At 69.4% G+C, this 16910-nt stretch carries 14 protein-coding genes and 1 tRNA gene; 8 read left to right on the top strand and 7 right to left on the bottom strand.

The window, feature by feature from the left end; all coding sequences use genetic code 11:
* Window positions 1-57 precede the first annotated feature (57 nt).
* Together ABDZ95_RS05160 and ABDZ95_RS05155 are read left to right on the top strand one after the other, a co-directional pair.
* Window positions 58-918: a hypothetical protein gene (locus tag ABDZ95_RS05160; protein ID WP_343791370.1), complete on the top strand. Its 861-nt coding sequence runs from the start codon at window positions 58-60 to the stop codon at window positions 916-918.
* A gap of 93 nt (window positions 919-1011) precedes the next feature.
* Window positions 1012-1096: transfer RNA gene (locus ABDZ95_RS05155), tRNA-Leu, on the top strand.
* 8 nt (window positions 1097-1104) lie between these two features.
* Here ABDZ95_RS05155 and ABDZ95_RS05150 read toward each other — a convergent pair.
* Genes ABDZ95_RS05150 through ABDZ95_RS05140 form a run of 3 tightly spaced genes read right to left on the bottom strand, consistent with a single transcriptional unit; the run spans window position 1105 to window position 3264 of the window.
* Window positions 1105-2421 carry an ATP-binding protein gene (locus ABDZ95_RS05150; RefSeq protein ID WP_343791368.1) on the bottom strand — a complete coding sequence of 439 codons (1317 nt, stop codon included), beginning with the start codon at window positions 2419-2421 and terminating at the stop codon, window positions 1105-1107.
* Window positions 2418-3077, bottom strand: coding sequence for a response regulator transcription factor (locus ABDZ95_RS05145; RefSeq protein WP_343791366.1), 660 nt, complete (start codon window positions 3075-3077; stop codon window positions 2418-2420). Before ABDZ95_RS05145 ends, ABDZ95_RS05150 begins: the two co-directional genes overlap by 4 nt.
* 1 nt (window position 3078) lies before the next feature.
* Window positions 3079-3264, bottom strand: coding sequence for a PepSY domain-containing protein (locus ABDZ95_RS05140; RefSeq protein WP_343791363.1), 186 nt, complete (start codon window positions 3262-3264; stop codon window positions 3079-3081).
* Between the two features lie 348 nt (window positions 3265-3612).
* On the opposite strand from ABDZ95_RS05140, the gene ABDZ95_RS05135 reads away from it, so the two are divergent.
* Window positions 3613-4005, top strand: a complete 393-nt coding sequence (locus ABDZ95_RS05135; protein ID WP_343791361.1) for a hypothetical protein — start codon at window positions 3613-3615, stop codon at window positions 4003-4005.
* A 40-nt stretch (window positions 4006-4045) separates the two neighbouring features.
* Here the strand turns inward: ABDZ95_RS05135 and arsC are convergent, their stop codons facing one another.
* A complete protein-coding gene (arsC, locus tag ABDZ95_RS05130) occupies window positions 4046-4393 on the bottom strand; it encodes an arsenate reductase (glutaredoxin) (RefSeq protein WP_343791359.1) in 348 nt (115 codons plus the stop codon).
* A gap of 80 nt (window positions 4394-4473) precedes the next feature.
* Here arsC and ABDZ95_RS05125 point away from each other — a divergent pair, with 80 nt between their 5' ends.
* The 5 genes from ABDZ95_RS05125 to ABDZ95_RS05105 all read left to right on the top strand — a co-directional run bounded on the left by ABDZ95_RS05125 (window position 4474) and on the right by ABDZ95_RS05105 (window position 11395).
* Window positions 4474-5730, top strand: a complete 1257-nt coding sequence (locus tag ABDZ95_RS05125; protein ID WP_343791357.1) for a multidrug effflux MFS transporter — start codon at window positions 4474-4476, stop codon at window positions 5728-5730.
* Window positions 5731-5785: 55 nt separating this feature from the next.
* Window positions 5786-7732, top strand: coding sequence for a M1 family metallopeptidase (locus tag ABDZ95_RS05120; RefSeq protein ID WP_343791355.1), 1947 nt, complete (start codon window positions 5786-5788; stop codon window positions 7730-7732).
* Between the two features lie 124 nt (window positions 7733-7856).
* Window positions 7857-8942, top strand: a complete 1086-nt coding sequence (gene hppD, locus ABDZ95_RS05115) for a 4-hydroxyphenylpyruvate dioxygenase (RefSeq protein ID WP_343791353.1) — start codon at window positions 7857-7859, stop codon at window positions 8940-8942.
* The gene (locus ABDZ95_RS05110; protein WP_343791351.1) at window positions 8935-9117 is read left to right on the top strand and encodes a hypothetical protein; all 183 of its coding nucleotides are present in this window, start codon (window positions 8935-8937) and stop codon (window positions 9115-9117) included. The genes hppD and ABDZ95_RS05110 overlap by 8 nt, the downstream gene beginning before the upstream one ends.
* Window positions 9118-9220: 103 nt before the next feature.
* A complete protein-coding gene (locus ABDZ95_RS05105; protein WP_343791349.1) occupies window positions 9221-11395 on the top strand; it encodes a putative bifunctional diguanylate cyclase/phosphodiesterase in 2175 nt (724 codons plus the stop codon).
* A 4-nt stretch (window positions 11396-11399) separates the two neighbouring features.
* On the opposite strand, the gene ABDZ95_RS05100 is transcribed toward ABDZ95_RS05105, so the two are convergent.
* From ABDZ95_RS05100 to ABDZ95_RS05090, 3 genes are read right to left on the bottom strand one after another with little or no spacing between them, the layout of a single operon-like run.
* Window positions 11400-14693, bottom strand: coding sequence for an error-prone DNA polymerase (locus ABDZ95_RS05100; RefSeq protein WP_343791347.1), 3294 nt, complete (start codon window positions 14691-14693; stop codon window positions 11400-11402).
* Window positions 14690-16303 (bottom strand): Y-family DNA polymerase, encoded by a 1614-nt coding sequence (locus tag ABDZ95_RS05095; RefSeq protein WP_343791345.1) that lies wholly within the window; start codon window positions 16301-16303, stop codon window positions 14690-14692. The genes ABDZ95_RS05100 and ABDZ95_RS05095 overlap by 4 nt, the downstream gene beginning before the upstream one ends.
* Entirely contained in the window at window positions 16209-16775 is a 567-nt protein-coding gene (locus ABDZ95_RS05090) for a hypothetical protein (RefSeq protein WP_343791343.1), read from the bottom strand. Before ABDZ95_RS05090 ends, ABDZ95_RS05095 begins: the two co-directional genes overlap by 95 nt.
* Between the last annotated feature and the right edge of the window lie 135 nt (window positions 16776-16910).

Raw genomic sequence — 16910 nt, 5'->3', positions numbered from 1 at the left:
CGGTTTATCTTTCGCCGCCAACGGCTTAAGAATCTCCGCGCATCGGGGGGAGGCATGATGAAGCGGTTTCTGGCGACGATTCTGGTGGGAGCGATCGCCCTGCCCGCCCTAGCGCAGGACACCAGCGCGGACTGGGACGTGCACCGGGACGACCGCAATCGCCTGATGGTCGCCTATGTCCAGACGGACACCGGCCTGACTCTCGCACTGCGCTGCACGGCAGGCGCTTACGAGGCGCTCATCACCGGCCTGCCGCCGGCGGGCCGGGCCGAAACCCGCACCATCGGTGTCAAGCTGTCCGACCATGACATGGACATGCAGCGCTGGAACGTAGCGCAGGACGACACGGTGGCGGTTAGCGAAATGCCAGCACCGTTCGCGCGTCACCTCCGACAGGGCGGATCGATCAGTATCCTGATCCCGGGTGGCGCGGACGATGGTCGAAACCTTCGCTACGATCTGACCCTGCCGGCTTCCTCGGCTGCGATCGACGAGACCCTGACACGCTGCAACCGCCCCTTGGTGGACGCCCGTGACGTCGAGCGTGACGCCTTGCAGGACACCGGCTTGCCGGTCGGCTTCGACTGGCGCCATGCGCCGCGGCCGGAATATCCGGCGTCCTCGCGCTATGCACGAGGGTTTGCGGTGGTGAGTTGCCTGACCAACCCCGACGGCAGGCTGAGCAATTGCGAGGTCGAGGCGGAGCATCCGCATGACGCCGGTTACGGCGAAGCGACACTACGGGCCGTGCGCGCCGCGAGGGCCAGGAACGTCAGCGCCCCGGATGCACCTGTCGACCAACGTCTGGTCAGCTTCCGTGCCAGCTTCGTCCTCGACGGCTACCAGACCCGACAGGACGACGCGGCTGTGCGTGCGCAAAGACAGCGCCAACGTGAGGCGCGCGAAGCTCAGCAGTAAGTTCGCCGCGCCGCGTCGCGCGACCGCTTGCCCGGATCGGGCCGACCCGCTAGGTCAGAACCGCCCCGACGTTCGACGTCGGCCATGGCCTGTGCGGGCGTGGTGGAATTGGTAGACGCGCCGGACTCAAAATCCGGTTCCGAGAGGAGTGTCGGTTCGAGCCCGACCGCCCGCACCACGACCGCATCAGGCGGGCCAGTCCAGCCGGACCAGCAATCCTCCCGCCTCCGCCTCGCCCAAGGTCAGTCGCCCGCCGCTGGCTTCAACATAATCTGCGGCGATAGCGAGCCCGAGACCCGCGCCCGATCCTCGCTGGTCGAGCCTTTGCCCCCGGTTCAGGGCATCCGACCTCTGCCCCTCGGGGATGCCGGGGCCGTCATCGGATATCGACAGCCAGACGCCATCGACGCCCGCCTCTCCCTCGATTCGCACGACCGTCCGGGCGAAGCGGGCCGCGTTCTCTATCAACGCACCCAGCACTTCCATCGCGGCGTCCGGATGCATCGGCAGCGTCAGATCCGGTGACACCGCATTGTCGAACGCCAGCGCCTGCCCTTCCGGCGTGCGGGCGATGACCGCCGTCAGTCGGTCGATCAGGACGGCTGCCGGCACGCCGGTCGTCTCCTCGGCCCCCGTTCGCGCCAGCTCGCCGTCGACGGCGCCCGAAACCAGCGACAGGCTGTGCGCCAAGGCCTTCGCCCGCTTCGGCTCGAGCCCGTCGATCTGAAGGCGCAGGGCGGTCAGGGGCGTCTTCAGCGCGTGCGCCAGGTCGCGCGCCCGGCGTCGTGCGCGCTCTACGTCTGCCGCTCGCGCATCGGCCAGATCGTTGACCGCAGCCGTCAACGGCCGGATCTCGACCGGGTGGCGATCCGACAACCGCGCGCCGGGCGAGCGCCGCATCCCCTCCAGTTCGCGCCGCACCTCGTCCAGCGGCCTCAGCCCCAGCCGGACCTGCACCGCCGCCGCCACCGCGAGGACCAACCAAAGCACAGCCAGAAAGATTGCGCTCTCCAGACCGAAGGCGGCGCGCGCCGCCTGCACCGGCCGCTGGTCCGCAGACACCTCGATCACGACCTGAGGCCCGCCGGCGTCGGGCTGGATGTCCCGGACGGCCGTCACGACGCGCGGCTCATACGGGCCGCGTCCCTCACGCACGCCCCAGCCGGTCGCCGGCGGCGCCTTTCCGTCGGGCAGGCCGCCGTCCCACAGCGACCGCGATCTCAGCTCGCCCGCCGGCGCCGAGATGCGCCAGTAGAGGCCGCTTGCAGGGCGGTCGAAGCGCGGATCGAACGGACGCGCCGTCAGCACCGGCTTACCGTCCGGATCGAGCGACAGGGCGGCGATCAGCGACAGGCCGTGCCGCTCCAGCTCGACCTGCAACTGCCGCTCCAGATGGCGCTCGAACAACAGGCCCAGCACCAACCACGCGACCGCCAACGCCGCACCGATCGCCGCTCCGGCGAAGGCGAGCAGGCGTAGTCCCAGCGAGCGCGCGCGGATCATTCGGCCCCCGCCAGCAGATAGCCGAAGCCACGTCGGGTCTCGATCACGCCGCTGCCTACCTTGCGCCTCAGCCGGGCGACCAACGCCTCGATGGCGTTGGCGTCCACGGCGTCGACGCCGTGCAGGCTTTCGGACAGCTCGCCCGCGCTCATCGGCCGTCCGCCGCCGTGGGCCAGTGCATGCAGCAGTCGATACTCCAGCGGCGACAGCGACAGGGCCGCGCCTCTGACCGTCGCCTGCATCCGCCGGGTGTCCAGCGTCAGGTCGCCGATGGTCAGGACAGCCTCGGCATGGCCGGCGCTGCGCCGGATCAGCGCTCGTACTCGAGCCACCAGTTCGGCCGGCTCGAACGGCTTGGCGAGGTAGTCGTCGGCCCCCGCCTCGATCCCCTCGACCTTCTCGGACCACTGGCCGCGCGCCGACAGGATGATAACGGGAAAGCCCCGCCCATCGCCCCGCCAGCGCTTCAATACGCTCAGCCCGTCCAGCCGCGGCAGGCCGAGGTCCAGCACCACGACGTCGTAGTCCTCGTCCCCGCCACGGGCCCAGGCGTCCTCTCCGTCGCGCGCCAGATCGATGACGAACCCCGCCGCCTCCAGCGCGCGCGTAACGCCGGCGGCGATCGTCGCATCGTCCTCGACCAGAAGCAGGCGCATGTCAGTCGTCCTCCCGTTCGAGGATGGCGCCGGTCCGCGCATCCAGCTTCATCTCGATGGTCCGCCCCCCAGGCGTGAGAATATTGATCTCGTAGGTCGGGCCGTCGTCGTCATCGTCGGCGTCCAGCTCGACATCGATCACCTCGCCCGGCGTGTCGGCCAGGGCGATGCCGAGGATCCGGTTCAAGGTCAGCCGCCCCTGTCCCACCGCGGGTTCGGGCCGCGCAGGCGGTGCGGGCGCAGCGGGAGGCGCAGGCGGCGCAGGACCCGGCGGCGGCAATGGTCCGATCCGCTGGGCCGGCGTCGAGCGCACGGGCGCGGGCTGAGCCTCGGGCGCAGGCGTGCTCCCCTCGCTGCACGCGGCGAGTGCCAGAACCAGCAGAAGAGGAAACAGGGATCGCCCCGACATCAGCCGACCATACTGCACGATCCCGCTGACATTTCGCTGACGATCGACGTGACGGGGCCGTCAGCCAGCCCGGCGCAAAGTCCCCGTCGTCGCCGATGCCGGCGTCGCCACGGAAGGACACGAACCATGAAACCGCACCTGCCCATAGCCCTGGCCGCCGTCGCCCTTGTCGCCGGAAGCGCCGTCGCCGCTCCGGCTGTAACCTCGGCCGCCGCGCCCGCCCCGGCTCGCGTCGCCGACGACGGCTTCTATGCCCACACCCGCTGGGATGACGATGACGACGACCGCCGCCGCTATGGCCGCATGCCGCGTCCGGACATGGGAGCCCTGCGCGCCATCGGCATCGTCCGCGTCACCGAGGTCGAGCGCGACGACGGCCGTCTGGAGGTCGAGGGTCGCGACGCCCGTGGCCGCGAGATCGACGTGCTGATGGACGCCTCGGGTCGCCGCGTCCTGCACTGGCGCTACGACCGCGATGACGATCGCGACGATCGCTACGATGATCGTTGGGACGACTGATCATGAACCGGCCGCTCGCCATCGCGGGCGGCCGGATCGGTCACAGGACCTCCAACACCTTCTCCTTCGGCCGGGCCAGAACCACGCCCTTGTCCGTCCTTACCAGCGGGCGTTCGACCAGCACCGGATGCTCAACCATGGCCTTCAGGATGGCGTCGTCGGACACGGCCGGATCGAGCAGGCCCAGTTCTCCGGCCAGATCGCCCTTGGTCCGCATCGCCTCGCGCGGCGTCAGGCCGGCGGCGTCCAGCAGGGCCTTCAGTCCCTCGGCGGTCCAGCCGGTCGTCAGATACTGGACGACCTCCGGCTCGTGGCCAGCGTCGCGGATCATCTGCAGCACATTGCGCGAGGCGCCGCAGTTCGGATTGTGGAAGATGGTCACGGTCATGCAGCGCCTATAGCGCAACGGCGGCGCTTTTTATCACCCCGGCGGTTGCGATTGTCGCATCCGGACCGCATCTGGCCCCGATGACCTCCCCCGTCTCCCCCGCAACTCCCGCCGTGAAGGGCCCGGGCTTCCCCGAGTTCGTCTGCCTGATCGCCTGCCTGATGGCGCTGAACGCGCTGGCCATCGACTCCATGCTTCCGGCCCTGCCGGACATCGGAAATGCGCTGGGCGTGCTGCGCGAGAATGACAGGCAGTGGATCATCACCGCCTATCTGCTGGGCTTCGGCATCGCCCAGATCATCTACGGGCCCATCGCCGACCGGTACGGCCGCAAGCCTGTCCTGATGGTCGGCGTCGGTCTCTACGCCGTGTTCGCCCTGATGGCGGCGCTGGCTCCGACCTTCGAGCTTCTGATCGCCGCCCGTGTCGGCTGCGGCATCGGGGCAGCCTCTCTGCGGGTGCTGGCCGTCTCCATCGTGCGCGACCGCTACGAGGGTCGGACCATGGCGCGGGTCATGTCGCTCAGCTTCCTGGTCTTCCTCGGCGTGCCGATCATCGCCCCCAGCCTCGGCGCGGCCATCCTGCATGTTGCGCCCTGGCCGTGGATCTTCGGCGTGCTGGCCGCCGCCGGTGTGCTGGTCATGGCGTGGGCAGCAATCCGCCTGCCCGAAACGCTGAAGCCCGAAGACCGCCTGCCGATCCAGCCGGCCCGCATCGGCGCCGCCTTCCGCGAGGCCCTGACCGAGCGCCAGTCGCTGGGCTACACCCTCGCCATGACGGCGATCACGGGCGCCCTGTTCGGCTTCCTGAACTCGTCGCAGTCGATCTTCGAGCACGTCTTCAACGCCGCCGACCTGTTCCCGCTGGTCTTCGCCGCCGTCGCCGGCGGCATCGCCGCGGCCAGTCTGCTGAACGCCACCTTCGTCGAGCGTTTCGGCAGCCGCCTGATCTCGCACACGGCCCTGATCGGCTTCATCGCCATGTCGGCTATCCACGCGACCGTCTCGGCCACAGGCCACGAGACCATCTGGACCTTCGGCATCCTGCAGGGCCTGACCATGTTCTGCTTCGGCTTCATCGCCGGCAATTTCGGCGCCATGGCCATGGAGAAGATGGGCCACATCGCCGGCACGGCCAGCTCGGCCCAGGGCTTCCTGTCGACGACCTTCGGCTCCATCGCCGGCTTCGCCATCGGCCAGCAGTTCGCGGGCACCGCCACGCCCATGCTGGTCGGGTTCACCCTCATGGGTCTGCTGGCCCTGTGCGCCGTGTTGTTCGCCGAGCGTGGTCGCCTGTTCGTGTCGCACCACCTGCCGCCGGCGCAGCAACAGGGTTGATCTTTCGCGCGCTTCGGGGCGTTGTCCGTCGCCTGAACGAACAAGGACGACGCCCATGATCCGCACGCTGGGACTGATCAGCGCCCTCGCGCTCGCCACCGCCCTGGGAGGATGCGCCACTATGGGAAGTTCCGGCTCCGACATGCCGCCCCTGCCCGCATCGGCGACCGCGCCGATCGACTATGTGCGCGACGTCCATTCGTATGCGCGGCCGGAGATCGCGCGCGTCCGCCACGTCGCCCTGGATCTGACCACCGACTTCGCCGCCAAGACCCTGAGCGGGACCGCGACGCTGGACATCGACGGCGCCGCCGGGGCGACCGAGATCGTCCTGGACATCCGCGACCTCGACATCCGCGGCGTCACCGACGCCTCGGGCGGCGTGCTCCAGCATCAGGCCGGCGCCAACGATCCGATCATGGGCCAGCCGCTGACCATCCGCTTCCCGGCGCTGGCCGCCGGCGAGACGCGCCGCATCGTCATTGCCTACGCCACCCGCCCGAACGCCGCGGCGCTGCAGTGGCTGACCCCGGCCCAGACCGCCGGCGGCCAGCAGCCCTACCTGTTCAGCCAGGGCCAGGCGATCCTGACCCGCACCTGGGTGCCGACCCAGGATAGCCCCGGCATCCGCCAGACCTGGGACGCCCGCATTGTGGCCCCCTCGCAGCTCAAGGCCGTGATGAGCGCCGAAATGCTGACGCCCGAAGGCGAGGCCGCCGGCGCCGGCCAGACCGCCTGGCGCTTCCGCATGACCAATCCGGTCCCGCCCTATCTGATCGCCCTGGGCGTCGGCGACGTGGCCTTCGAAGGCATCGACGAGCGCACCGGCGTCTGGACCGAGCCCTCGCGTCTGCACGCTGCTCATGACGAACTGACCCCGACCGCCGAGATGGTCGATGTGGCCGAGCGCCTTTACGGTCCCTATCGCTGGGGCCGCTACGACCTGCTGGTCCTGCCGCCGTCGTTCCCGTTCGGCGGCATGGAGAACCCGCGCCTGACCTTCGCCACCCCGACCATCATCGCCGGCGACAAGTCGCTGGTCTCGCTGGTGGCGCATGAGCTGGCGCACAGCTGGTCGGGCAACCTCGTCACCAATGCGACGTGGGACGACTTCTGGCTCAACGAGGGCTTCACCGTCTACTTCGAGAACAGGATCATGGAGGCGCTCTACGGTCCCGAGCGTGCCCTGATGCTGCGCTCTCTGGGCTGGGGCGACCTGCAGTCGACGCTGGCCGACCTGCCGCCGGCCGACACCCGTCTGAAGCTCGAGCTGGCCGGTCGCGACCCGGACGACGGCATGACCGACATCGCCTACGAAAAAGGCGCGGCCTTCCTCGTCACCATCGAACGCATCGTCGGCCGCGAGCGCTTCGATGCCTGGCTGAAGGGCTATTTCGAGCGCAACGCCTTCCGCCCGATGACCACGGAGCGCTTCCTTGAGGACATCCGCACCCATCTGGTGACGACCCGCGCGCTGGAAGACCAGCTGATGATGGACGCCTGGATCTATCAGCCGGGGATGCCGTCCAACTGGCAGCCGCCGGTGTCCGACGCCTTCGCCCCGGTCGATGCGGCGGCCCTCGCCTTCGCCTCCGGCGGCCCGGCCTCCGCCATTCCGTGGGCCGGCTGGTCGACGCAGGAGCGCCAGCGCTTCCTCGCCTGGCGTCCGCCCGTGCCGCCCGCAACCGGCCGCTGGATGACCGACGCCCAGCTCGCCGATCTGGAATCAACGCTGAGCCTCAAGGCCGAGGGCAATGCCGAGGTCCTGTTCGGCTGGCTGCAGATCGCCGTTCAGCACCGCTATCAGCCGGCCGTGCCGACGCTGGAGCATTTCCTGACGACCATGGGCCGGCGCAAATTCGTCCTGCCCCTGTTCACCAGCCTCTGGGCCCAGAACGAGTGGGGCCGCCCGATCGCCACCCGCATCTACGCCCAGGCCCGCCCGGGCTACCACCCGGTCACCTTCAACTCGGTCGATGCCGTGGTGGGCCGGCCTCGGTAGGTCTCGCCGACATCGGTCCGCACGAACCTGTGTCCCGTCCCGGCTTGGCTTCACCGGTCCGGGACACTAGGTTCCGCGCGACATCGGCGAACCAACGCCGGACGCATTTCCCAGGAGACGCCCCATGACTGACGCTGCCCGCATCGATCAGGAAAACCCCCTCGGCGTCGACGGCTTCGAGTTCGTCGAGTTCACCGGTCCCGAGCCGCTGGCCATGATCTCGCGTCTTGAGCTGATGGGCTTCACGCAGACGCATGTGAATCCGGAAACCGGCGTGGTCCGCCTCAAGCAGGGCGACATCACCATGCTGGTGCATCGGTCGCCGAAGGGTCAGGCCGTCGAGTTCGCCAAGGACCACGGTCCCTCCGCCAACGGCATGGCCTTCCGCGTCGCCAATGCGAAGGAAGCCTTTGAGGGCGCCCTCGCCCGTGGCGCTCGCGCGGCCGAAGGCGTCGCCGGCGGCGCCTTGGGCGGCGACTATCCTTACATCCTGCAGGGCATCGGCGGGTCGCTGCTCTACGTCGTCGACCAGTACGGCAAGACCGGCTCGCTGTACGACGGCTGGACCGAGGTCGAGGGCTGGGAAGAGGCCGAGCGCAAGAACTCGGTGGGCCTCGAGGTTCTGGATCACCTGACCCACAACGTCCGTCGCGGCCAGATGCGCACCTGGTCGGGCTTCTACAACTCGGTCTTCAACTTCGAGGAGCAGAAGTATTTCGACATCAAGGGCAAGGCGACCGGCCTGTTCTCGCAGGCGATGATCGCGCCCGACCGCGCCATCCGCATTCCGTTGAACGAGAGCCAGGACGAGAACTCCCAGATCGAGGAGTTCATCCGTCGTTACAACGGCGAGGGCATCCAGCACATCGCCCTGACGACCGAGGATATCTTCACGACAGTCGAGACAATGAAGGCCCGCGGCGTCGACTTCCAGGACACGATCGAGACCTATTTCGAACTGATCGACAAACGCCTGCCGAACCACGGCGAGGACGTCGAGCGCATGCGCAAGAACCGCATCCTGATCGACGGCTCGGACGAGGAAGGCCTGCTGCTGCAGATATTCACCCAGGACACCTTCGGCCCGATCTTCTTCGAGATCATCCAGCGCAAGGGCAATGAGGGCTTCGGCAACGGCAACTTCCAGGCCCTGTTCGACTCGATCGAACTCGACCAGATCCGTCGCGGCGTCATCAAGGTCGATGCCTAAACCTCCCGCGTGGCTTCCCTTCCTGGGTCCGCCGCTCGCAGGTCTTGCGGCGGGTCTGGGTGGTCGCTGGCTGGAGCTGGATTTCTGGGGCGCGCTGATCGCCGCCCTGGTCGTCGGCTTCCTGCCGATCATCGTCTATCGGGTCTGGAAGTGGCGGCACCAGAAGGTCGGCTGATACAAGCTTTGCGGTACCCGTCCGCAACCATGTCGGTTAGCCACATCGTCTGACGGAGCCTTAACGCAACTTAAGGCAGCATCCTCGCGCTGAGGTGCCATCCATGCTGCTGCTCCAGAACGACATCCTCGAGATGGTCGCCCGCGGCGAACCGCTCGCCGTCACGGCGACCGCCCTGTGCATGCGTGTCGAGGAGATGCTCCCCGACGTCGTCTGCTCCATTCTGAGCGTGGATGACCATGGTCGGCTCCACCCACTGGCTTCCCCGGGTCTGCCGCCCGAGTTCTCCGCCTCCTTCGACGGGCTGGAAGTCGGCCCCGACGTCGGCTCGTGCGGGTCCGCGATCTTCCTGGGCGAGTCCGTCGAGGTGGTCGACATCGCCACCGATCCCCGCTGGAAGCCCTACGCCTGGCTGGCCCTGCCGTTGGGTCTGAAGGCCTGCTGGTCCACGCCGATCGTCGGCCGCGACGGCAAGGTGCTGGGCGCCTTCGCCTTCTACTTCCGCCGCCCCCGCGCCCATACGCCCAAGGAAGCCGAGGTCGTTCAGGCCAGCATCCATCTGTGCGCCATCGCCATGGAACGCGACCAGCAAGCGGCTGCCCAGCACCGCCTCGCCTATCGCGACATGCTGACCGACCTGCCGAACCGGGCCGCCTTCAACGCCGCGACCGCACGCTATGGCGAGGGCTCGTCATACTGCTGGGCGCTGCTGATCATCGATCTGGACAACCTCAAGACCGTCAACGACACCTTCGGACACAAGGCCGGCGACGGCCTGCTGCGCGCCGCAGCAGAGCGTATCCAGGCCGGCGCCGCGCCCCACCGCGTCTTCCGCCTCGGCGGCGATGAGTTCGCGGTCATCGTCGAGGGCGATCTGGTCTCGGCCATGCCCAGCGCCATCGCCGACCAGATTCTCGCCCGACTGACCGACCCGGTCGATTGCGACGGTCATCTGGTCTCGCCGCGTGCCACGATCGGCTGCGCCGCCGCGAAACCGGGCATTCCCGTCGATGAGATCCGCCAGAACGCCGACTTCGCCCTTTATCACGCCAAGGAGACCCGCAAGGGCGGTATCGTCGTCTACACGCCGGGCCTGGGCACCAGCATGAACCGCCGCCTCGGGGCCATTCGCGATGTCGGCGAGGCCCTGCGCGAAAGCCGGATCGACGCCCATTACCAGCCCGTCGTCCGGCTCGACACCGGCGAGATCGTGGGGTTGGAAGCCCTGTTCCGCGTGCGGACGCCGGACGGTCAGATCATCCCGGCCGGCGACTATTTCGAGGCCACCACCGACATCCACACGGCCACCCGCCTGACGCGCTGCATGCTCGACATCGTGGCCCGCGACGTCCGCGCCTGGCTGGACCAGGGCATCTGGTTCCAGCACGTCGGCATCAACGTCTCTTCCGCCGACTTCCAGGGCGGCGACCTGCACGACGTTATCCGCCAGTCCTTCGAGCGCGAGGACGTGCCGCTGCACCACATCATCCTGGAGGTCACCGAGACGACCTACATGGGGCAGGACGGGATCATCGCGCTGGAGATCCAGAAGCTGCGGGAGAACGGGCTGAAGGTGGCGCTGGACGACTTCGGCACCGGCTTCGCTTCCCTGACCCACCTGCTTTCGGTGCCGGTCGACATCATCAAGATCGACAAGTCCTTCGTCGCCCGCATGGAGCCCGAGAGCCGCAGCGCCGCCATCGTCGAGGGCCTGCTGAGCATGGCCTCCAAGCTGGGCATCCGCGTTGTCGCCGAGGGTATCGAGAACCCCATGCAGGCCGAAATGCTGCGCAGCTTCGGCTGCGCGCTCGGCCAAGGCTATCTCTACGCCCGTCCGGTCGACCGGCAGGCGATCACCGCCATGCTGTCCGACAAGGCCCAGAAGCGCGATCCGGATCTGGCCCTCGCCGCTGGAACCAGCCCGGAGGCGCTCGCCGCCACCCTCGACCAGAGCCTGCCCGAAGCCGAGCGGCTGGTGCGCTACGCCATCCTGCTGTGCGGGGAGGACTGGCGCGTGGTGTCCGAACGCCGCCAACTGGGCCGCTTCTCCTCCCGCGCCGCCGCCTTCCAGTGCGCCCTGCGCCTCGCCCGCGAGGCCAATGCCTCCGGCGCCGCCGTCGAACTGCTGCACGCCGACAGCGTCGGCGAACTCAAGAGCTTCTACCTGACGCAGGAAGACCACGACGGCCGCGAGTTCCCGGTCGAGGAACTATCGGTACCACTGGAAGCCGAACCCGCCGCCCGACCCTCGATCCGCAAGGCCGCGGCCGGGGGCTGAGCCCTCAGTGAAAGTCCCGTGAGCCCGGCAGCACCCGCACGTCGCGCGGATGCCGGCCGCGGTTTGACTGCGCCGGCGCATGGCCCGAACCCGGCGTCGGGCTCTGGCTCAGATGGCCCAGCATGGGGGTCCAGTCGTCCAGTTGCTCGACCACCAGATGGGTCACGCCGTCGGCGGCCTGCACCCGGCCGGTCGCCAGCACCATCCGCGCGCCCATGGCCACCGGCCGGAAGCGTTCGAACACATCGGGCCACAGCACCAGATTGGCGACGCCGGTCTCGTCCTCCAGGGTGATGAAGCAGACGCCCTTGGCTGTGCCCGGTCTCTGCCGCACCAGGATCACCCCGCCGACCCGGACCCGGCGGTTGTTCGGCAGGCCGACATAGTCCTTGGCCGCGATGGCCTTCGCCTGCTCCAGATGCCCGCGCAGGAAGCTGACCGGATGCCCCTTCAGCGACAGGCGCAGGGTCTGGTAGTCGCCCACCACCTCTTCCGACGGCGACAGCGCCGGCAGGGCCTCGGGCGGTCGGCCGTCAGTCTCGACCAGCCCCATCGCCTCGAACAGCGGCGCCGAGGCCGCCGGCGGCGCGCCCCGCGCGGCCCACAGCCCCTGCCTCCGGGTCAGGTCCAGCGAGCCGTAGGCGTCCGCCTCGGCCAGCCGGTCCAGCGCCGCCGGCGGCAGCTTCGCCCTCAGCCGCAGATCCTCCAGATCCGTGAACGGACGATCCGCCCGGACCTCGACGATGCGATCCCCCCACTCCTTGCGGAACCCGTCGATGGAGCGGAGACCCAGCCGGAGGGCGCGGGTCTCATGCCCTGTCCGGACCTCCAGCGTCGCGTCCCAGTCGCTCGTGTTCACGTCCGGATGGCGCACCTCGACGCCATGCTCGATCGCGTCGCGCACCAGTTGGGCCGGAGCATAGAAACCCATCGGCTGGCTGTTCAGCAGGGCGGCGGTGAACACCTCGGGATGGAGGCATTTCACCCAGGCCGAGACATAGACGAGGTGGGCGAACGAGCAGGCGTGGCTCTCCGGGAAACCGTACTCCCCGAAGCCCTTGATCTGGTCGAAACAGCTCTGGGCGAAGACGGCGTCATAGCCCCGCTCGATCAGACGACTGACGAACCTCTGCTCATGCTCGCCGATCGTGCCCATGTGCCGGAAGGTGGCCATGGCCCGACGCAGACTGTTGGCCTCCTTGGGTGTGTAGAGCGCCGCGTCCATGGCGATCTTCATTGCCTGCTCCTGGAACAGCGGCACGCCCAGCGTCTTGTCCAGCACGTTGCGCAGTTCGTCCCTATGCCCGTGATCAGGATGGGGGTGCGGGAAGTCGATGACATAGGTCTCGCCCCGCGCCTGCGCCGCGCGTCGCTCGGCGCGCCGTTGCAGATAGGGATGCACCATCTTTCCCTGGATCGGGCCGGGCCGGACGATCGCCACCTCGACCACAAGGTCATAGAAGACCCTCGGCTGCAGCCGCGGCAGCATCGCCATCTGCGCCCGGCTCTCGACCTGAAACACGCCCAGCGAGTCGCCCTTGCACAGCATGTCGTAAACCTCGGGCGCCTCGCGCGGCACGGTGTGCAGCAGCCATCGCGTTCCGTAGGCCTGATCGATCAGGTCGAACGACCGCTTCAGCGCCGTCAGCATCCCCAGCGCCAGCACATCGACCTTCATCAGGTTCAGGTAGTCGATGTCGTCCTTGTCCCATTCAATGAAGGTCCGCTTCTCCATCGCCGCATTGCCGATGGGCACGATCTCCATCAGCGGGGTCTGGCTCAGCACATAGCCGCCGACGTGCTGGCTCAGATGACGCGGAAACTTGATCAGCTCGGCAGTCAGCTCCAGCGCCAGCTTCATCCGCGCGTCGTCCCGGCTCAGTCCCGTGCGGTCGACGTGCTCGTTCTTCACCGCGTCGCCCCACGAGCCCCAGACCGTGTCGGCCATGCGCGCCGTCACGTCCTCGGTCAGCCCCAGCGCCTTGCCCACGTCGCGGATCGCCGAGCGAGGCCGGTAGTGGATGATCGTCGCCACGATGCCCGCCCGGTCGCGGCCGTAGCGATCGTAGACGTACTGCATCACCTCCTCGCGCCGCTCGTGCTCGAAGTCGACGTCGATGTCCGGCGGCTCGGCCCGGTCGGCCGACATAAAGCGCTCGATCAGCACATCCTGCTCGGCCGGGTTCACATTGGTCACGCCCAGGCAGAAACAGACCACCGAGTTGGCCGCCGAGCCCCGCCCCTGACACAGGATCGGGTCGTCCTGTCGCCGCGCCCAGCCGACGATGTCATGCACCGTCAGGAAGTAGTTCGGATACTTCAGCAACTTGATGAGCTTCAGTTCCTTGACGATCGTGTCGCGGACCTTCTCCGGCACACCGTCCGGCCACCGCTCCCGCGCGCCCTCGAACGTCAGCCGGATTAGCCGACGCTGCGCAGTCCAGCCCTCCGGCACCGGTTCGTCCGGGTACTGATAGCTCAGCTCCTTCAGCGAGAAGGTGCAGGCCCGCGCGACGTCCATAGTCCGCGCCAGCGCCGCGTCATGCCCGCGGAACAGGCGCGCCATCTGGGTCGGCGGCTTCAGATAGCGCTCGGCATTGGCCTGCAGCCGACGCCCGGCCCGATCGATGGTCGTCTCCTCGCGGATGCAGGTCAGAACGTCCTGCAGCATCCGCCGGTCGGGCTTGTCGTAGAGCACCGCATTGGTGGCGATCATCGGCGCGCCGGTCCGCGTCGCCATGCCAGCCAGCCGGTTCAGCCGCCGCCGGTCATCGCCGCGCCACAGAGGAGCGACGGCCAGATACAGATCGTCGGGCCAGGCCCGCCGCCAATCCGTCAGCCGCGCCTCAAACGCCGTGTCCGGACGCTCGGGGGCAGGGACCAGAGCGATCATCCGCTCGCCCAGTGCGACCGCCTGTTCGAAGGTCAGTCGCGTCTCGCCCTTGGTGATCCGGTCGTCGTCCGGGTTCGCCCCCTCCTGCGGCACTGCCTCGCTCTTGCCCAGCGTCAGCAGACGACAAAGCCGGCCATAGGCCGCTCGGTCGCGCGGAAAGACAATCAGCTCGGTCCCGTCCGTGAAGGTCAGCCGCGAACCGACGACCAGCCGGATGCCATACTTGTCCGCATCCATCAGCGCCCGGACCATTCCGGCCAGGGTGTTGCGATCCGCCACCCCCACCGCCGCCAGCCCCAGCGCCTTGGCCTGCATCATCAGCTCGCCCGGATGCGCCGCCCCCTCCAGAAAACTGAAGTTGGTCATGGCCCCCAGCTCGGCGTACTCCCCCGTCCACCCGCTCAAGGCAGCACTCCGTGCAGCCACCACGACGGCGCCCGGCGTTCGTCGTCCGCGCCCGAATAGTCCCAGCCATACAGCCCCTCGCGGAACAGCCAGTAGCGGCCGCCCTCGGCGTCCTCGATGCGGTAGTAGTCGCGGGTGCGAGTCTCGCGGCCGTCCGGGCGGGGCCGCCACCACTCCGGCGACAGCCGCTCCGGCCCGTCGGCGCGGGTCACCCGGCGGCTGACCCGCCGCCAGGTGAAGCGCACCGGCGCCCCGTCCGGCAGGTCGAACATCGGGTCCTCGACCGGCTCGGGCGGGTCCAGGAGCAGGATCGGTCGCCGCCCCGTCTCACTCGCATCCGTCGTCGGCGTTCGGCCCAGCGCGGGCCGCAGCCGCTGCGCCCGCTCAGGGATCCAGCTGTCCACCGCCTCAGGCGTCAGCACCCGATCCTCGCCCAGCCGCGCGCTCAGCCGGTCGACCAGCGCCGCGAGACCCTCGGCCTGCGCCGCCTCCGCCTCGCTCTCCAGCGCCCCCTGCCGGGCCAGCATCGGTTCGACGACGTCGGCCGTCAGCATCAGGGCGTCCAGACCGAAGCCCAGCTCCAGCCGTCCCAGCCCTGCCTCGCGGTACAGCCGCAGCCAGATCGACGCCTCCCGTCCCGGCCGGCCGGCGCGCACTGACAGTCGGGTCGTCTCCCCGTCCGTGCGGAAGCCGGTCAGGGTCAGGGCCCGCGCGCCCTGCCCGTCCCGCTCCAGCGCCCTCGCCAGATCGTCCAGCAGCTCAGGCAGCCGCGTCTCCACCCCGGCCAGATCGCCCAGCGGCTCGGCATAGGCCTGCCAGGCGCGATAGCGGGGCGGCGTCCGCACGGGGGTCAGGGCCTCGGCCGCATGCCCCCGCGCCTGATCCAGCCGCCGCACCAGCCCCACCGCATCCCCGTCGCGGAACCGGCGCGCCAGCCCGCTGCGCGGCATGCCGTACAGGCTGCCGATGGTAGTCAGACCGAACCGCCGCGCCGCCGTCAGGGTGCGGTCGTCGATCCGCAGCGCCTCGACCGGCAGGTCCGCCAGCGCCTCGGACACATCGTCCTCGCGCGCGATCGGGGCGGCGTTCCCCTGCCCCCAGCGCGCCAAGGCCCAGGCTGAGCCCGGCGTCGGCCCCATGGCCAGCCGCGCCGACATGCCCGCCTCGGCCAGCCGCGCGCGCATCTGTTCCATCAGCGCCGCCTCGCCGCCGAACAGATGGGTCCCGCCCGTGGCGTCCAGAAACAGTCCCTCCAGCCCCTCGCCGGACGGATCGAGGCTCACCGAGGGAGACCACCGCTCGGCCCAGACCGCCAGCGCCTCCAGCGCCCGCACATCGGCGGCCGTGTCCGCCGGCTGACAGATCAGGCGCGGGATCATGGCCAGGGCGTCCGCCTGGGTCTGGCCGCGCCTCAGCCCCGCCGCCCGCGCGGCCGGGTTCAGGGCGTGGATCACCGCCGCCCCGCGGCTGTTCTTCAGGATCAGGGCGAAGGGGTTGGCCGGCTCCAGCGCCGGCTCAGGCGGCAAGCCCGGCCGCCGCGCCGCCTTCAGCGCCCTCAGCCGCACCGCGATCGGCCAGTCCATCAGCCAGACGGAGACGATGCGTCTCATCGACCTGCTCCAGCCGCCACACGCCCGGCCGCTCGCCCCGTCCACGCACCAGTTCGACATCCAGCCGCGACGGGCCGGGCGCCTTCGTATCGAAAGGATCGCCCGCGCTGGGCGTCGCCGCGATCCGCCAGCGCCGCCGCGCCGCGCTCAGTCCGTCCAGCCGCCGGGGCAGCAGCACCCCTGTCGACTGGCCATGCCTGGCCGCGAACTCCAGCCGGCGCGTCTGCGCCAGAGTCGCGCCGTCGATCGCCCCCAGCGCCAGGGCCACCGCCCCGGATCGCAGGGCCTGCTCCAGCACCCACAGGGCCTCGGCCGGCGTCGATGTCGGCGTCATCAGGAAGGCGGTCCCGCCCAGTCCCGGCCCATAGGGCTTGCCGTGCTCGCCGAACCAGCTGCGCGGCGCGGCGATCAGCACCGGTCGCCCGTCCGCCTCGTCCCGCCGCGACAGGGCGAACAGCAGGGTCGCCGCCATGTCCCGCGGCCCGCCCGCGCACGCCTCTTCCAGCGGCGCGGGGCGCTGCGGAAACGGGTCCGGAGAGAGGAGCGGGGTCGAGAACATCGCGCATGGGAAAGCCTGAATGTTCCTTTTTTGTTCCACCTCGCTCCG

It is taken from the genome of Brevundimonas kwangchunensis (assembly GCF_039523815.1).
Classification (GTDB): Bacteria; Pseudomonadota; Alphaproteobacteria; order Caulobacterales; family Caulobacteraceae; genus Brevundimonas; species Brevundimonas kwangchunensis.
The sequence above is the reverse complement of the archived record's forward strand: the minus strand, read 5'-3'. Positions and strand labels throughout refer to the sequence as shown.

What these genes read in the sequence shown, in the direction of transcription:
- ABDZ95_RS05160 (WP_343791370.1), top strand. Translation starts at nt 58, where the DNA reads ATGAAGCGGTTTCTGGCGACGATTCTGGTGGGAGCGATCGCCCTGCCC.
- ABDZ95_RS05150 (WP_343791368.1), bottom strand. Translation starts at nt 2,421, where the DNA reads ATGATCCGCGCGCGCTCGCTGGGACTACGCCTGCTCGCCTTCGCCGGA.
- ABDZ95_RS05145 (WP_343791366.1), bottom strand. Translation starts at nt 3,077, where the DNA reads ATGCGCCTGCTTCTGGTCGAGGACGATGCGACGATCGCCGCCGGCGTT.
- ABDZ95_RS05135 (WP_343791361.1), top strand. Translation starts at nt 3,613, where the DNA reads ATGAAACCGCACCTGCCCATAGCCCTGGCCGCCGTCGCCCTTGTCGCC.
- arsC (WP_343791359.1), bottom strand. Translation starts at nt 4,393, where the DNA reads ATGACCGTGACCATCTTCCACAATCCGAACTGCGGCGCCTCGCGCAAT.
- ABDZ95_RS05125 (WP_343791357.1), top strand. Translation starts at nt 4,474, where the DNA reads ATGACCTCCCCCGTCTCCCCCGCAACTCCCGCCGTGAAGGGCCCGGGC.
- ABDZ95_RS05120 (WP_343791355.1), top strand. Translation starts at nt 5,786, where the DNA reads ATGATCCGCACGCTGGGACTGATCAGCGCCCTCGCGCTCGCCACCGCC.
- hppD (WP_343791353.1), top strand. Translation starts at nt 7,857, where the DNA reads ATGACTGACGCTGCCCGCATCGATCAGGAAAACCCCCTCGGCGTCGAC.
- ABDZ95_RS05110 (WP_343791351.1), top strand. Translation starts at nt 8,935, where the DNA reads ATGCCTAAACCTCCCGCGTGGCTTCCCTTCCTGGGTCCGCCGCTCGCA.
- ABDZ95_RS05105 (WP_343791349.1), top strand. Translation starts at nt 9,221, where the DNA reads ATGCTGCTGCTCCAGAACGACATCCTCGAGATGGTCGCCCGCGGCGAA.
- ABDZ95_RS05095 (WP_343791345.1), bottom strand. Translation starts at nt 16,303, where the DNA reads ATGAGACGCATCGTCTCCGTCTGGCTGATGGACTGGCCGATCGCGGTG.
- ABDZ95_RS05090 (WP_343791343.1), bottom strand. Translation starts at nt 16,775, where the DNA reads ATGGCGGCGACCCTGCTGTTCGCCCTGTCGCGGCGGGACGAGGCGGAC.